This is a genomic window from Salinilacustrithrix flava (genome assembly GCF_041228405.1).
Taxonomy (GTDB): domain Bacteria; phylum Actinomycetota; class Acidimicrobiia; order Acidimicrobiales; family Salinilacustritrichaceae; genus Salinilacustrithrix; species Salinilacustrithrix flava.
Genome location: NZ_CP133888.1, coordinates 2014319 through 2029483, shown reverse-complemented (window position 1 = coordinate 2029483; position 15165 = coordinate 2014319). Strand labels below are relative to the sequence as shown.

General features: G+C 70.9%; 15 protein-coding genes. 8 read left to right on the top strand and 7 right to left on the bottom strand.

The annotated features are described in order from the left end of the window. Positions 1-77: 77 nt before the first annotated feature. Together RGQ06_RS10070 and RGQ06_RS10065 are read left to right on the top strand one after the other, a co-directional pair. Complete coding sequence (locus RGQ06_RS10070; RefSeq protein ID WP_432430279.1) at positions 78-1304, top strand: acyl-CoA dehydrogenase family protein; 1227 nt, start codon at positions 78-80, stop codon at positions 1302-1304. 34 nt (positions 1305-1338) lie between these two features. Continuing rightward, positions 1339-1977: a TetR family transcriptional regulator gene (locus RGQ06_RS10065; RefSeq protein WP_432430280.1), complete on the top strand. Its 639-nt coding sequence runs from the start codon at positions 1339-1341 to the stop codon at positions 1975-1977. Positions 1978-1987: 10 nt separating this feature from the next. Here RGQ06_RS10065 and RGQ06_RS10060 read toward each other — a convergent pair whose 3' ends face one another. The 6 genes from RGQ06_RS10060 to RGQ06_RS10035 all read right to left on the bottom strand — a co-directional run bounded on the left by RGQ06_RS10060 (position 1988) and on the right by RGQ06_RS10035 (position 8340). Beyond that, positions 1988-3538 carry an acyl-CoA synthetase gene (locus RGQ06_RS10060; RefSeq protein WP_432430281.1) on the bottom strand — a complete coding sequence of 517 codons (1551 nt, stop codon included), beginning with the start codon at positions 3536-3538 and terminating at the stop codon, positions 1988-1990. Continuing rightward, positions 3535-4008, bottom strand: coding sequence for a Zn-ribbon domain-containing OB-fold protein (locus tag RGQ06_RS10055; RefSeq protein ID WP_432430282.1), 474 nt, complete (start codon positions 4006-4008; stop codon positions 3535-3537). The genes RGQ06_RS10060 and RGQ06_RS10055 overlap by 4 nt, the downstream gene beginning before the upstream one ends. After that, complete coding sequence (locus tag RGQ06_RS10050) at positions 4005-5174, bottom strand: acetyl-CoA acetyltransferase (protein ID WP_432430283.1); 1170 nt, start codon at positions 5172-5174, stop codon at positions 4005-4007. Before RGQ06_RS10050 ends, RGQ06_RS10055 begins: the two co-directional genes overlap by 4 nt. Before the next feature lie 47 nt (positions 5175-5221). Then, positions 5222-5884 (bottom strand): PaaI family thioesterase, encoded by a 663-nt coding sequence (locus tag RGQ06_RS10045; protein WP_432430284.1) that lies wholly within the window; start codon positions 5882-5884, stop codon positions 5222-5224. Positions 5885-5909: 25 nt separating this feature from the next. Beyond that, entirely contained in the window at positions 5910-6713 is an 804-nt protein-coding gene (locus tag RGQ06_RS10040) for a crotonase/enoyl-CoA hydratase family protein (RefSeq protein WP_432430285.1), read from the bottom strand. 88 nt (positions 6714-6801) lie between these two features. Next, positions 6802-8340: a class I adenylate-forming enzyme family protein gene (locus RGQ06_RS10035; RefSeq protein WP_432430286.1), complete on the bottom strand. Its 1539-nt coding sequence runs from the start codon at positions 8338-8340 to the stop codon at positions 6802-6804. Between the two features lie 133 nt (positions 8341-8473). Here RGQ06_RS10035 and RGQ06_RS10030 point away from each other — a divergent pair, with 133 nt between their 5' ends. The 5 genes from RGQ06_RS10030 to RGQ06_RS10010 are packed head-to-tail and all read left to right on the top strand — an operon-like array spanning position 8474 to position 11713. Continuing rightward, positions 8474-8593, top strand: a complete 120-nt coding sequence (locus RGQ06_RS10030) for a desulfoferrodoxin (RefSeq protein ID WP_432430287.1) — start codon at positions 8474-8476, stop codon at positions 8591-8593. 29 nt (positions 8594-8622) lie between these two features. After that, positions 8623-8763: a desulfoferrodoxin FeS4 iron-binding domain-containing protein gene (locus tag RGQ06_RS10025; RefSeq protein WP_432430288.1), complete on the top strand. Its 141-nt coding sequence runs from the start codon at positions 8623-8625 to the stop codon at positions 8761-8763. A 16-nt stretch (positions 8764-8779) separates the two neighbouring features. Further along, positions 8780-9517, top strand: a complete 738-nt coding sequence (locus tag RGQ06_RS10020; protein ID WP_432430289.1) for an enoyl-CoA hydratase/isomerase family protein — start codon at positions 8780-8782, stop codon at positions 9515-9517. Between the two features lies 1 nt (position 9518). Further along, complete coding sequence (locus RGQ06_RS10015) at positions 9519-10961, top strand: CoA transferase (protein WP_432430290.1); 1443 nt, start codon at positions 9519-9521, stop codon at positions 10959-10961. Continuing rightward, positions 10961-11713, top strand: coding sequence for an enoyl-CoA hydratase/isomerase family protein (locus RGQ06_RS10010; RefSeq protein WP_432430291.1), 753 nt, complete (start codon positions 10961-10963; stop codon positions 11711-11713). The genes RGQ06_RS10015 and RGQ06_RS10010 overlap by 1 nt, the downstream gene beginning before the upstream one ends. A 12-nt stretch (positions 11714-11725) precedes the next feature. Here RGQ06_RS10010 and RGQ06_RS10005 read toward each other — a convergent pair whose 3' ends face one another. Then, positions 11726-14140, bottom strand: coding sequence for a CaiB/BaiF CoA transferase family protein (locus RGQ06_RS10005; RefSeq protein WP_432430292.1), 2415 nt, complete (start codon positions 14138-14140; stop codon positions 11726-11728). A 103-nt stretch (positions 14141-14243) separates the two neighbouring features. Between RGQ06_RS10005 and RGQ06_RS10000 the strand changes: the two genes are divergently transcribed. Continuing rightward, entirely contained in the window at positions 14244-15152 is a 909-nt protein-coding gene (locus tag RGQ06_RS10000; protein WP_432430293.1) for an LLM class flavin-dependent oxidoreductase, read from the top strand. Positions 15153-15165: the final 13 nt, after the last annotated feature.

The window sequence follows — 15165 nt, the reverse complement described above, 5'->3', positions numbered from 1 at the left end:
CGCACCCGGCGCGCCGCGGTAGAATCTGTTCTAGTATTTGGTGGGCAACGGCTGGACCACGCTACAGAGGGGCACCGATGGACTTCGAGGAGACCGCCGAGGACGCGGCGTTCCGAGCCGAGGCGAGGGCCTGGCTCGAGCAGCACGCACCTCCCCTTGGCAGCGAGGACGACTTCGTGTCCGACCGAGAGGGTGGGGGCCTCAACGACCTCGGGTGGGTCAAGCGCTGCAAGGAGTGGCAGGGCGTGCTCGCTGACCACGGATGGGCCTGCATCAACTGGCCGGTCGAGTACGGGGGACGCGGCGGCACGAGTCGCGAGGCCTCCATCTTCGCCCAGGAGCAGAGCCGGTTCGGCGTGTCCAACGGGGTCTTCGCGGTGGGGATCGGCATGGCCGGTCCGACCATCATCGAGCACGGCACCGATGCCCAGAAGGAGCGGTTCCTGCCCAAGCTCCTCCACGGCGATGAGGTCTGGTGCCAGCTCTTCAGCGAACCCGGTGCGGGCTCCGACCTCGCCGGCGTGTCGACCCGTGCCGTGCGCGACGGCGACGAGTGGGTGGTCAACGGCCAGAAGGTCTGGACCTCCGGCGCCCAGCACAGCGACTGGGGCATCCTCGTGGCCCGCAGCGACGTCGACGTGCCCAAGCACCGCGGCATCACCTACTTCCTGGTTGACATGGCCAGCCAGGGGATCGAGATCCGGCCGCTGCGCCAGATGAACGGCGGCGCCCACTTCAACGAGGTCTTCATGACCGACGTCTCGGTGCCGCACGCCAACGTCCTGGGCGACGTCGGTGGCGGATGGCGGGCGGCGATGACCACCCTCAGCAACGAGCGAGCACTCATCGGCGGCGGTCGCAACGGACCCGACTTCGACGACCTCGTCGAGCTGGCTCGACAGCGGGGTCTCGACCACGACGCCACCGTGCGCCAGGGGCTGGCGGACACCCACATCCGGTCTCGGATCCTCGAGTTCCTCGGGTACCGGGTGCAGACGGCCACGGCACACGGAGAGACGCCCGGGTCCGAGGCCTCGATCATGAAGCTCGTCTACGCCGGACACCTCAAGCGCACCGCCGAGCTCGCCCTGGCGATCGAAGGGCCGGCTGCCACGCTCCTCGACGCCGACGCGCCGGCCGACGGCGCGTGGCAGCAATCGTTCCTCAGCGCTCCATCCATCCGGATCGCTGGCGGCAGCGACGAGATCCAGCGAAACATCATCGGCGAACGGGTCCTGGGTCTCCCCAAGGAGCCCCAGGTCGACCGGGAGATCCCCTTCCGGGAGATCCCTCGGGGGGCCTGACGCTCTGACGGGCGGCGGGCAGGAGCGGAGACCCATGGCGTCACCAGTCCCACCCGACCTGCTCAACGACAAGCAGCGGGCACGGCGCAAGCGCGTGACCGATGCGGCCATCGCGCTGGCCGCCACGGGCGGCTACGACGCCATGCAGATGCGCGACGTCTCTGAGCACGCCGACGTCGCACTCGGGACGATCTACCGCTACTTCTCCTCGAAGGACCACCTGCTGGTCTCTGCGATGGCGGAGTGGACCGGCGAGCTCGAGGCCCGACTCGACCGCTCGCCGCCCCGGGGCGACACGCCGGCGGACCAGCTCGTGGACGTGCTCCGCCGGGCGTGTCGGAACCTGGAGCGGCAGCCACTGCTCGCCGCGGCGCTCGTCAAGGCGATGGCGTCGAGCGACGAGGGTGTCGCCGAGGCCGCCCAGACCGTGCAGGGCCAGATCAGGGGGTTCTCGGAGCCGATCCTCCAGCACCTCGACGACGACGTTCGCGAGGACATCATCCTCGTGATCCGCTCGGTCTGGCACTCGACGCTGCTGAACTGGGTCAACGGTCGACACGACGACCTCAGCGCGGTCGGCGAACAGCTCGAGCGTGCGGTGCGCCTCGTCGTTCCCGCCGGCCCGGCGACCGTCGACCCCTCTCCGGACGGGGCCGACGGCAGGTCGGGTTGAGCTCGCAGGATCAGATCGCTCGCTCCTGGCCCTCCCAGTAGGGATCGCGCAGCTTGCGCTTGTAGAGCTTGCCGTTCGGGTCGCGGGGCAGCTCCTCGACGTAATCGATCGACCGCGGGAGCTTGAACTTGCCCATGCGCTCCCGAGCGAAGTCCATGATCTCGGCGGTGAGCCCGTCGCTCGGCTCGACGCCGGGCACCAGCTGCACGACGGCCTTGATCTCTTCACCCCAGTCGGCGTTGGGGATGCCGAACACCGCGACGTCGGCGATCTCGGGGTGCTGGATCAGCTCACCCTCGATCTCGGCCGGGTAGATGTTCGCACCACCGGAGATGATCATGTCGGACTTGCGATCACGCAGGAACAGGTAGCCGTCCTCGTCGAGGTAGCCGACGTCGCCGACGGTGAAGAACCCGGCGACGCGGTTCGCCTCGGTCTTGTCCTTGTCCTTGAAGTACTCGAAGGCCGCCGCTGCAGGCAGCTTCATGTAGACCGTGCCGATCTCGCCGGCGAGCAGGTCGTTCCCCGCGTCGTCGATGATCCTGATCTCGGCACCCGGCCAGGCCGTGCCGACGGTGCCCGGCTTGCGCAGCCACTCCTCCGGCGTCACGAGCGTCCCGCCGCCCTCGGTGGCCGCGTAGTACTCGTAGATCACCGGACCCCACCAGTCGAGCATCTGGCGCTTGGTCTCCACGGGGCACGGCGCCGCGGCGTGGATCATCGTGCGGAGCGACGACACGTCGTAGGTCGACCGCACGTCCTCGGGCAGGGACAGGAGACGTTGGAACTGGGTCGGGACCATGTGGCTGTAGGTGACCTGGTACCGGTCGATGAGCTCGAGCATGGACTCCGGGGTCCACTTGTCCATGAGCACGACCGCATGGCCCAGATGGAGCGAGCTGGACGCGAAGGCCAGGACGGCGGTGTGGTACAGCGGCGAGCCGCAGATGTGGACGTTGTCGTCGTTGGGCTTCACCCCGAACATGCCGAGCAGACCACCGCTGCCCGCCACGGTCTCGGGAGCGACACCCGACAGGGCCCGGCGCACACCCTTGGGACGGCCGGTGGTACCCGACGTGTAGTGCATGGCTGCCCCGGCCGTCCGGTTCTCGGGCGTGGTGTCGGGTTGGCCCTCGGTGAGCTCGGCGTAGGGCCGTGCCCCGGGGACGTCGCCGACTGCGAAGATGCGGTCCGCGTCGAGGCTCACCTCGTCGGCGGCCCGCACGCACTCGTCAGCGAAGCGCTCGTGGCCGATGAACACCTTCGCCTCGCAGTCCTCCACGATGTAGGCGATCTCGGGACCGACGAGGTGCCAGTTGATCGGCGTCAGGTACCAGCCCGCCTGCATGGCAGCCATGTAGAGCGCGAACATCTCGATGCCGTTTGGCAGCACCGCAGCGACCCCGTCACCTTCCTCGAGCCCGAGCGACCGCAGGCCGTGCACCAGGCGGTTCGCGTCGGCCAGGAGCCCGCCGAAGGTGATCTCGTTGCCGTCGGGGTCGACGATGGCCAGCTTGTCGGGCTCGGCCTCGGCGATCTTCCAGAATCCAACCTCGGTCACGCTGATCTTCCTCTCTCTGTTCGTTCAGACTGGACCGGTCGCCAGAACGGGATCGCGAGCCCGTCCTCCACGGCGACCGCATAGCACTCCACGGGCATGTCGACGCGAACGTCGTCGACGTCGCAGTGGGTGATGTTCGACATCATCCTCGGACCCTCTTCGAGCTCGACGATGGCCACGACGTAGGGGAGCAATCGATCCCACGGCGATGCCATGTTCTGGCGGATCACCGTGAACGTGTGCACGGTCCCTCGCCCGAGGGCCTGCTTCCACTCCGTGTCGGCCGCGCATGCCGTGCACATGGCGCGCGGGTAGAACTGGCGGTGGCCGCACGCCGGGCACTGCTGGAAGAGCAGCGCTCCTTGCGCTGCTCCGCTCCAGTAGGTCGACGAGACGTTGTCGACCTGGGGCAGGGGACGGTCGGTGAGGTCGGGCACGCCATGCCCTCCCTGCTCGAGCACCTCGATCACGGGTGCTCCTTCCCGAGCACGACCGTGCCGATGCACGAGAGCCACCCGCCCGACCCGCACGCCAGGGCGAGCTCGGCATCGGGCACCTGGGCATCGCCGGCCTCGCCGCGCAGCTGCCGGCTCGCCTCGATGAGCAGGAAGATGCCCCGCATCCCGGGGTGGCACGCGCTGAGACCGCCGCCGTCGGTGTTGAGCGGCAGCTTCCCGCCGAGCGCGAGGGCACCGTCCTCGACGAACGCGCCGCCATCGCCCTTCGCGCAGAAGCCCAGGTCCTCGAGCATCAACAGGACCGTGATGGTGAAGCTGTCGTAGAGCTGGACGGTGTCGATGTCCTCGGGGCGCACGCCGGCCTGCGCGAAGGCCTCGGGGCCGCTCGTGGCAGCCGCCGTCGTCGTGAAGTCCCCCATCTGACTGATGTTCCAGTGGGTCTGGGCCCCGGCGGCGCCGAGCACGTAGACCGGCGGCGTGCGGAGGTCCTCGGCCCGCTCGGCCGTGGTGACGATCACCGCACCGCCGCCGTCGGTGATCGAGCAGCAGTCGTACATGTGCAGCGGATCGGCGATCATCCGCGAGCTGACGACGTCGTCGATCGTGAGCGGGTCGCGGTAGCGGGCGTTCGGGTTGAGCTGCGCGTGCTTCCGCACGGCGACGGCGATCTCGGCGAGCTGCTCGCTCGTGGTGCCGAACTCGTGCATGTGCCGACGGGCCGCCATCGCGTAGGCGCCCACCAGCACGTTGCCGTAGGGGGCTTCGTACTGCAGCGCCCCGGCGACGCGCTCGCCGGGCTGCTGGAAGCCGCTCGTCCCGAGCGAGCGTCCCTGCTGGGAGAGGAAGTCGGAGCCGTAGGTGATGAGCACGGTGTCGCAGTAGCCCTCGCGGATCGCCGCCGTGGCGTGCTGCACGTAGAACTCGAACGAAGAGCCACCGGTCATGGTGCTGTCGACCCAACGGTGATCGATGCCGAGGTACTCGGCCATCGCCACGCCGGACTCGGTGCCGCGCCCACCGCCCGTGCTCATGTACCCGTCGATCTCGGACTTCTCGATGCCCGAGTCGGCGAGCGCCCGCTGCATCGCCAGCACGTGGTGCTGCATCGCGTCGAGCTCGGGCGCGATCGGGTGGTCGCTCAGTCCGATCCCGGCGATCACCGGCGTCCTGTCACCCATGCCCGTTCGTCCCCTCGGCTGTTCGCCGACTCGAAGTAGAACGCATTCTAGTTGACGGCTCGCGATGACCCCGACCCCGACTCCACGCCGGCGCCACCCACGTGCGGCTGCCGGGGAAGCACGAAGACGCCTTCGGCCTCGGCCGTCAGCACGCCGTCGGCGAAGATCGCGCCCCAGACGGTGCTCCTCCTCCCGTCGACGCTGAGCTGACGCGCCTCGACGGTCAGATCGCTGTGCAGCGGCGTCGCTCGACGCATGTGCACGGTCAGCGAGGCGGTCATGCCCGGGTGGCCGGCGGCCACGCTGGCCAGTCCGAGGACCTGGTCGAGGATCGCGGCCACCCAACCCCCGTGCACCCGGCCGGGCGGACCGACGTACGCAGTACCGAGACGAGCCCTCCCACGCACCTCGCGGTCGACGACCTCGAGCTCGACGGGTGGTGCGATGGGGTTGAGGCGCCCGATCACCGGGTTCAGCGGCAAGAAGCCGGCGGGATCGCTCAGGTCGACGGTGCGCGCACCGGTCCTGGTGGCCCAGGGGTCTGCATCCTGTCGGGCCTCGAGCCGGTCGGCGATCACTTCCGCACCCTCGGCGGCGAGGGCGAGGTCGACTGCGTCGACCCCGGTGGTGGCCGTGGCCTCGATGACGCGTCGGACGGCTTCGGTGAGCCGTGCCAGGTCCCCGAAGCGTCGGCCCTCGAGCTCGTCCACGTCCGCCTCCCGGTCGTTCGTCGCCCTACCGGCCATGGAAGTGGGGGGTGCGCTTCTCGGCGAACGCCCGCGGTCCTTCCTTCGCGTCGTCGCTGCGGAAGACCTCCATGCCGATCTTGGAGTCGATCTGGAACGCGTCCTCCTCGCGGAGGCACTCGGTCTCCCGAAGGGTCCGGAGCACGGCCTGCACCGCGAGAGGGCCGTTGGCCGAGATCGACTCGGCGATCTCGAGGGCCTTGTCGAGCGCCTGCCCGTCGGGGACGACGTGACCGATCAGGCCGAGCTCCTTGGCCTCCGGGGCCCGCACGTGACGTCCGGTGAGGAGGATGTCGGCCGCCACGGTGTAGGGGATCTGGCGGCGCAGGCGCACCGCCGACCCTCCGAGCGGGAACAGGCCCCAGCGCACCTCCGACACCCCGAAGCGGGCGCTCTCGCCCGCGACCCGGATGTCGGTGCCCTGGAGGATCTCGGTGCCGCCCGCGATGGCCGGACCCTCGACCGCAGCGATGAGCGGCTTGTCGAGGAGGAAGCCCTTGAGCAGCGGCTTCATCACGGCCAAGCTGCGCCCGCCTCCACCGTCACCGTCACCGAAGCTGTCACCGGGATGCGACTTGGTCATGCCCTTGAGGTCGGCGCCGGCGCAGAAGGCCCCGCCGGCACCCGTGAGGACCGCGACGCGGATGTCGGGGTTGCTGTTCACCTCGTCCCACGCTTCGCCCATGATCTGCATCATCTCGCCGGACAGCGCGTTCTTGGCCTCCGGTCGGTTCATGGTCACGACGAGGGTGTGGCCCTGGCGTTCAACCAGGCACTCGGGTTGGGCGTTCACGCGAAGCTCCTCATGAGACGTTGCCAGCGGGCAAGAGTAGAACACATTCTACTTTTGCCGGCAAGGGTGCGACTGGGCCCCCGGCCGCTCAGCCGTGCAGCAGCAGGCTCGGCAGATCGCGACGGAGGAGCTTGCCGGTCGACGTGCGCGGCAGCTGCGAGAGGAACGCGATGCTGTCCGGCCGCTTCGACCCACCGAGCCGCTCGGCGCACCAGGCGAGCATGTCCTTCTCATCCATCGCGCTCTCCCCGCGCAGCACGACCGCGGCGGCGATGCGCTCACCCCACTCCTCGTCGGGGATGCCGACGACCCCCGCTTCGAGCACGTCCGGATGCTCGTACAGCACGGTCTCCACCTCCGCGGGCGAGACGTTCTCCCCGCCCCGGATGATCAGGTCTCCTGCGCGACCTCCGAGGAACAGGTAGCCGTCCTCGTCGACCTGGCCGAGATCACCGGTGTGGATCCAACCCTGATCGTCGATCGTGTCGCGCGTGCGCTCGCTGCCCGAGCCCCAGTAGCCCGCCATGGATCGGGCGGTCCGGAGCTGGACCTCGCCGACGGCGTTCGGGGGCAGGACCTCGCCGGACTCTGACACGACACGCGCCTCCACGTCGTCGACGAGGCGACCGACGGATGCGAGGCGGTGCAGCTTGGCCCCCACCTCCTCGTCGGTGCCGACGAGGCGGTGGTCCTCCACCGTGAGCACGGCGACGGTCGACGTCGTCTCCGTCTGGCCGTAGGCGCCCGAGAAGCCGACGGTGTCGGGGAAGGCCTCGATGGCCCTGCGGATCACCGCGGGTGGCATCGGCGCCGCGCCGTAGGTGACCATCTCGAGGCTCTGCAGGTCGCGGTCGCGGAGCGACGGCTCGTCGACGATGCGGGCCAGCATCGTGGGGACCACGAACGCGTTGGTGATCCGCTCGCGCTCGACGGTCGCCAGCCACTCACCGGCGTCGAACTGGGGCAGCAGCACCACCGACCTGCCCCCGTAGAGGGAGCTGAGCAGCGAGGTGGTCCCCGCCACGTGGTAGAGGGGCGCCACGAGGAGGGTGCGACCCTTGTCGGTGCCGTCCGCGGAGTCGACGAGGCCCATCACGTAGGACGTGAGCCCTCCGTGGGTGAGCATGACCCCCTTGGGGAGCGACGTGGTCCCGCTCGTGTACAGCAGCACCGCGAGCGCTCCGTCGTCGACGTCGTGGATCTCGGCCGCCTCCTCCGGGGCGCTCCTCCACCGGTCGAAGTCAGGCCCGATGAACACGGCCTCGGGGCCCTCGGTGGGGCACGCCGCCCGCAGCACCTCCTCGTAGCGGGCCTCGGCGACGACGAGCTTCGCGCCCGAGTCGCGGAGCAGGTGCTCCACCTCGTTCGGCCTGGCGCGGAAGTTCATCGGCACGGCCACGGCACCGACGGCGGCAGCGCCGAAGATCACCTCCACCGCAGCGACGCGGTTGGTGGCGAGGATCGCGACACGATCCCCCGGGCCGATGCCCGAGCTGCGCAACGCCGCGGCCACACGACCGACGCGGGATCGCAGCTCGGCATAGGTGACCGTGTCGTCGTCGGACCGCAGCGCGACGTCGTCGGGCACGATCATGCTCGGGATGTCGAGCAGCATCGCCAGGTTCACGGGTTCCTCCAGGAGGGGATCGGCACGGTCGGCGCGCTGTGCAAATCAGAACGCGTTCTCGTTATACTACGATCGTCAACGTCCATGCTCCGGCGGAGCTACCATCCGCCGCCGAGATCGTCGGAGGACCGTCATGGCGAACCAGCCCGGCAAGCAGTACCAGTGCTCCGTCTGCGGGGCGACCGTCGTGGCCACCAAGGGCGGCGAGGGCGAGATCCAGTGCTGCTCGCGCCCGATGGAGCGCAAGTCCTGACGACACAAGTTCTGACGAGGGGGATCCCGATGCTTCAAGTGGGGAAGCGACATCACTGCGAGCAGTGCGGCACGGAGGTGCTGGTGACCAAGGGAAGCGACGGCGAGCTGTCGTGCTGCGGTGAGACCATGGACGTGATGCAGCCCAAGAACACCGCGTCCGCCGACTGAGGTCGGGGCAGCACACGTGCAGCTCGAGGTGCTCCGCCACACCGCGGACGGCGCCGTCCACCGGGTGCTCCTCAGCGGCCTGCCACTCGGGTCGAGGGAGACCGCCGAGCTGCTCGACGTCATCCGTCGCATCGACGGTGACGACGAGGCCCGGGTGGTGGTGCTCGAGAGCAGCGGCGTCGACTTCTGCCCCGGCGCGGCCGAGGAGCTCCGACCACTCGACTGGACGCCGGACCCCGCCGCGGCGCTCGCCGGGCTCCGGGTCCCCGTCGTGGCCTCGCTCCGCGGCCGGGTGGCCTCCGTCGGCTTCGAGATCGCCCTCGCTGCTGACATCAGGTACGCGACGCCCGACCTCCGGTGCAGCCTGGACGACGTGGCGGGCGGTCGGCTGCCCTGCTGGGGCGGCACCGTGCGACTTCCCCGCGCCATCGGACGCCCCACCGCCACGTCCGTACTGCTCCTGGGCAGCGAGCTGCGTGACGACGACGCGATCCGCAGTGGCCTGGTCGTCGACGTCGTGGGGCCCGACCAGCTCGACGCCACCGTCACCCGCGCGGCCGAGCACCTCGCCTCGCTCGCGCCCCGAGCGCTCGAGCTCACCAAGGAGGCCATCGGGCGCGGCGCCGAGCTGCCGATGCGATCGGCGCTGATCCTGGAAGGCGATCTCAACCACCTGCTCCAGACCACCGAGGACCGATCCGAAGGTCTGCGAGCCTTCATCGACAAGCGTGACGCCGCGTTCACCGGCCGCTGAGATGGCCGGCGTCCTCGCCGGCACGAGGATCCTGATCGGCGACATGACCGGGCCGCACGCGGGCGCGGCCGAGCTCCTGAGCGCCGCGGGCGCCACGATCGTCGGCGGCGACGACGCCGAGCCGGTCGACGTCGTGATCGGCGGGCGACCGCCCGGCTCGACGGCGCCGGCCGTCGCCGTGGCGGGCCAGCCGGTGCCGGACCCTGCCGGCGTCCCGGCCGGCACGGTCGCCCATGCCACCAGCGTCCTGCTGGCTGCCGCTGCGCTGCTCGCCCACCTCCACGGCACCGACCTCCAGGTCGACCCGGCAGCCGTCGAGGCCCAGCTGCTGCTCCCCGCAGTCGCCGCTGCGGCCTACGGGCTCGACCACGAACCTGTCGCACGGCCGCGCCGCTTCGATGACGGCGCCTGCGCCGTGGGACCGCTGACCGCCGAGGACGAGGAGACCTTCCGCCGCCTCCTCCTGACCTTCGACCACCCACCCGACGCCGAGGACGTCGCGTCCCGCGCCCAGCAGTGGCGCCTTCCGGTCTGCCCCTACCGCTCCCGCAGCGAGGGTCCAGCCGATCCCCCGATCCGCTGGCTCCCCGGCCCCCCGTCGGAGCCCGGTCCGGACACGACACCAGCGCTGTCGATCGTCGACCTCACGTCGCACTGGGCCGGGCCCCTGGCGACCTGGCTGCTGGCCGCGACCGGCGCCCGGGTCGTCAAGGTCGAGTCCCGGCACCGACCCGACGGGTTCCGACGGTCGCGCCACGGTGGACCCACTCCCCTCTTCGATGCGCTGAACCGCTCCAAGCACTCGGTCGACATCGACCTCGGGAGCCAGACCGGGAAGCGCCGGTTCCTCGACCTCGTGGCCGGCGCCGACCTGGTCATCGACAGCTTCTCCCGGCGGGTGCTCCCCAACTTCGGCCTCTCGACGGCCGACCTCGTGCGAGATCACGGCCGACTGTGCACGCTCTCGTTGCCCGCCTTCCCTCCGCAGCATCCCTTCGAGGTGGCGTACGGGCCCGGGATCCACGCCGTGCGCGGCCTCGGTGACATCGGTGATGGCGCCATCTCCGAACCGATCGTCGCCTACCCCGACGCCGTGGCCGGGTTCACGGCCTTCTTCGCCGCCCTCGCGCTGGTCGTCGGACGTCGCCGTGGCTCGGAGGTGCGACGGGCGGAGGTGACGCTGTTCGACGCCGTCGGGCCGCTCCTCCACCACCCGCCGAGCCGCGACGTCGCCCGACGAGAAGCCGACCCGGGAGGCCGCCTGCTCGCCTCTGCCGCGGCGACGCGACCGGGCTGGGAGGCCCTGCCGGACGCCTCCGGCGTCGAACGGCTCCTCCCGACGACCCCGTTGCGCGGCAGCCGGATCCCCGTGCCCTCGACACCCGCACCGCCGCTGGGCGGCCCGTGCCCCGACACCTGGCCCGCTCCGGCCCGAGGACGTTGATGCCCCCCGAGGACGAGCGACACGCCGACCACGACTGGACCTCCATGGGCGGTTCGCACGTCCGGCTCCGGGTCGGTGCCGACGGTGTGGTCGAGGTGCTCCTCGACCGCCCACCGCTCAACATCTACGACCTCGACATGCGCGATGGGCTCATCGAAGCGTTCGCCGCGGCGCGCGACCACCCCGACGCCCGCGCCCTGGTGCTGCGAGCATCCGGAGCGCACTTCTCCGCCGGTGCTGATCTCACCGAATTCGGGAGCGCGCCCGGCATCATGGCGGCCCGACGCATCCGCTGGGAGCGCGACCCCTGGCTCCCGCTGTGGGAGCTGCCGGTGCCCACCGTGGCTGCGCTCCACGGCTACGCGCTCGGCGCCGGCCTCGAGATGTCGCTGCTGTGCGATCTGCGGGTGGCCGGACCCGACACGCGGGTCGGCCTTCCCGAGACGGGGCTGGGCATGCTCCCCTCCGCCGGCGGCACCCAGAGCCTGCTGCGGGTCGTGGGCGCGAGCCGCACCCTCCCGTTGGTGCTCACGGGCGAGCGCATCGACGTCGAGCGCGCCGAACGCCTCGGCATCATCGACGTCGTCTCCGACGACCCCGACCAGCACGCGCTGGAGCTCGCTCGTCACCTCGCCGGGCTGCCGCCGGCAGCAGTCCGCGCCGCGGTCCGCTCCCTGCGAGAGGGCGACGGCCTGCCGCTCCACGACGCACTCGTCGCCGAGCGCCATCTCGCCCGCATGGCGGACAGCTGAGCCGACGCTGCGTCAGACCTGCGCCGACTCGGCTTCGATCGGCTCCTCGAGCGCGCCGTCGGCGATCAGCTTGTCGACGTCGTCGTCGCTCATGCCCAGCACCGACCGGCAGATCTCCCTCGTGTGCTCGCCGAGCTTCGGGGCGTGTCGGACGACCGGTTCGGACATCGCGGTGGCGGAGAAGGCCGGGCCCTCGAACAGCATCTCGCCCACGCCGGGCTGGTCGACGCGCTGCGGGAAGCCGCGAGCGACCAGGTGCGGGTCGGTGGCGAGATCGACCGCGGTGCTCATCATGCCGGCAGGGACACCCGCATCCTGCAGGGTCTCCATGACCTCGCGGTCGGTCCTGGTCGCGCACCACGCGGCGAGGTGGTCGTCCAGCTCGTCGTGGTGCTCGCGACGGCCGTCGACGGAGTCGAGCTCGGGTTGCTGGGCCCAGGCCGGGTCGCCCAGCGCGAGGCGGAGGCGCCGCCAGTCGTCGTCGTCCCGGACGCTGATGACGCACCACCGCTGCTCGCCATCGCACGGATAGACGCCCCAGGGAGCGCCCTGCGGGCTGCGGTTGCCGCGGGGACGGACGCTCCCGGGCTCGAGGGACTCGGCGAAGAAGTGGTCTGCGAGGGTCGCCATGAGCGCCTCGGCCTGCGCGACCTCGACGTGGGCGCCGCCCTCACCGTGGCGTTCGCGACCGATCAGCGCCGCCAGCGCGCCGACAGCGCCCATCCTGCCCACGAAGTGATCGGGGTGGATGGCCCCCGAACCGGGGGGCATCGTGTCGGCCTCGAAGTTCCACAGCCACGTCATGCCGCTGGCGGGACGGGTGCTCGGGCCGTAGCCGATCCAGTCCTTCCACGGGCCGGTCGACCCCATCAGCTGGCTGCTCATCATCACGATGCCGGGGTTCAGCTCGTGAGCGGCGTCGTAGTCGAGACCCATGTCGGCCATGGTGCCGGTGGAGCTGTTCTCGATGATGACGTCGGCCCACGCGATGAGCTTGCGGACAGCCTCGAGCCCGGCGGGGAGCTTCACGTTCACCCCGAAGCTCCGCTTGACCCGACTGGAGGACGCGAACGACGGGCTCATCTCGCTTCCGGCGACGGTGCGGATGAAGTCCGGGTACGTGCGGGTCTCGATCTTGACGACGTCCGCTCCGTACTCGGCGAAGAGCCGTCCCGTCTCGACGCCCACCCCACCGTGGCCGAAGTCGAGGACCTTGAGCCCCGTGAAGGGGTAGGACCGCAGACCGCTGGGGGGCGTCGGGCCGGCATCCGTCGAGGAGGCGTCGGCGAGCTCACCGAGCACGTCCTCGGTGTGCTCGCCCGGCGACGGGGCACGGTGGCGGTAGCCGACGCGCTCACCGTCGACCTCGAACACCCCCGACACCAGGGAGCCGTGGACGCCCTCGGCGACCTCGACGTCGGCGAAGGTCCCACGCTCCCGGTAGTGGGGGATCGCCAGCACCTCCCCGGGACGGAGCACCGGGGTCATCACGATGCCGCGACGCTGCGCCTCGTCGGCCAGCTCGGCACTCGACTTGTCGGAGAAGAGCTCCACGTAGAGCGGGTCCAGCAGGTCCTTCTGGATCTCCATGCGGGCCAGGATGTGGTCCCAGTGGTCGTCCTGGAGCATCTCGGGCTCCCCCAGCCACGCCCGCATCGCACGCCACTGGCGTGGGCTCAGGATGATCAGGCGGACGAAGCCGTCGGCACAGGGGTACAACGGGTACACCAGACCCGACCCCGAGCGCACCGGCTCGGACCGCGCACCCGCGGCAGCCGACGCGCCGTACCCGGGCAACGACCAGTCGGAGATCTGCGCGACTCCCTGCTGCACGGAGAAGTCGATGACCTGACCCAGTCCTGTGGCCTGTCGCTGCCACAGGGCGGACAGCACGGCGAAGGTCGCGGTCGTGGAGGCGACGTCGTGAGCCAGCGAGCCCGGTGGCAGCAGCGGCGGACGGTCGGGCGTTCCGGAACGGAAGAGCATGCCGCCGAGCGCGACCAGCACGTCGTCGGTCGCTTCGTAGTCGCGGTAGGGCCCGGTGCGACCGAAGTCGGAGATGGTCGTGACGACCAGGTGCGGATGTCGCGCCTGGACTGCGTCGGGCTCCAGCCCCAGATCATCCAGCTCGGCAGGGCGGTGGCCGTCGACCCAGGCGTCGGCCGTGGCGAGCAGCTCGTGGAACGCGGACGTCCCTTCCGAGAGGTCGAGGGTCACACTGCGCTTGTTGGTGTTGCGGACGGCCGCGGCGAGGCCCGTCCCGTCGGGCGCGAGGGGAGGCAGCCCGCGCGACCGGGAGCCGCCCGGCGGCTCGACCCGGATCACGTCGGCACCGAGGTCGGCCAACAGTCGGGTGCAGAGCTCGCCCCGCACGTCGGTCGTGTCGACGACCCTCAGACCTTCGAGCGGCAGTGGCCGATTGCTCATCAGGTATCCCCTCTCGTTCTCGTGGGCCGCACACTAGAACGCGTTTCACTCGGCGGCAAGGGGCCCGCGCCGGTCGGAGGTCGAGCGGGTACGGTCCGCCGGCATGACGCAGGTGGGACTCGGACTCGACCCGACCGCGGTCGCTGCGGGGGCGGCCGGCCTCGGCCCCTGGCTCGACCGTGTGGCCGCCGCGGGCCTCGACCACGTGGTCGTGGGCGACCACGTCTCCTTCCGCGGCGCAGGATCCGACGGGCTGTTGATGGCCACCGCTGTCGCCATGCTCCAACCTCGGCTCGACGTGCACGTCGGCGTCTACCTACTCGCGCTGCGCCATCCCGTGCCGGTCGCGCGGCAGCTGGCCACGGCGGCCGGGCTCGCTCCCGGGCGCCTGTCTCTCGGCATCGGGGTGGGGGGCGAAGACCGCCACGAGATCGAGATCTGCGGGATCGACCCAGCCACCAGGGGACGTCGCACCGACGAGTCCATCGCTGCCCTCCGCGGGCTGCTGACGGGATGCCCGACCACGCTCCACGGCCACGAGGTCTCCTTCACCGACGCGGTCGTCGCGCCGGCACCCGCCCACCCGATCCCGATGCTCGTCGGCGGACGGTCCGACGCGGCGGTTCGACGCGCCGGACGCCTCGGCGACGGCTGGCTGCCGATCTGGGTGTCGCCCGAGCGCTACCGACGGGGGGTGGCCGATGTGGTGGAGATCGCCGAGTCGCACGATCGCGAGGCCCCGACCGGGCACGGGCTCCAGGTCTGGTGCGCCTTCGACGAGACCCCCGAGGTGGCCCGGGCCGTGCTCGCGGGCGCCATGGAGGACTTCTACGGCCTGCCCTTCGAGCGCTTCGAGCGCTACTCGCCGACCGGCAGCGCCGAGCGCGTCGCCGCCTTCCTCGAGCCCTACGTCGAGGCCGGGTGCACCCACGTCAACCTCCTCGCGCGGGGGCTCGACGCCGAGGCCGTCCTGGCCGGCGCCTCCGAGGTCCGTCGGCTGCTGGCCTCCTGAGCCTTCCCGGCAC

Coding starts and splice junctions, on each gene's coding strand:
- RGQ06_RS10070 (WP_432430279.1), top strand. CDS start 78: ATGGACTTCGAGGAGACCGCCGAGGACGCGGCGTTCCGAGCCGAGGCG.
- RGQ06_RS10065 (WP_432430280.1), top strand. CDS start 1,339: ATGGCGTCACCAGTCCCACCCGACCTGCTCAACGACAAGCAGCGGGCA.
- RGQ06_RS10050 (WP_432430283.1), bottom strand. CDS start 5,174: ATGGGTGACAGGACGCCGGTGATCGCCGGGATCGGACTGAGCGACCAC.
- RGQ06_RS10030 (WP_432430287.1), top strand. CDS start 8,474: ATGGCGAACCAGCCCGGCAAGCAGTACCAGTGCTCCGTCTGCGGGGCG.
- RGQ06_RS10025 (WP_432430288.1), top strand. CDS start 8,623: ATGCTTCAAGTGGGGAAGCGACATCACTGCGAGCAGTGCGGCACGGAG.
- RGQ06_RS10015 (WP_432430290.1), top strand. CDS start 9,519: ATGGCCGGCGTCCTCGCCGGCACGAGGATCCTGATCGGCGACATGACC.
- RGQ06_RS10010 (WP_432430291.1), top strand. CDS start 10,961: ATGCCCCCCGAGGACGAGCGACACGCCGACCACGACTGGACCTCCATG.
- RGQ06_RS10005 (WP_432430292.1), bottom strand. CDS start 14,140: ATGAGCAATCGGCCACTGCCGCTCGAAGGTCTGAGGGTCGTCGACACG.
- RGQ06_RS10000 (WP_432430293.1), top strand. CDS start 14,244: ATGACGCAGGTGGGACTCGGACTCGACCCGACCGCGGTCGCTGCGGGG.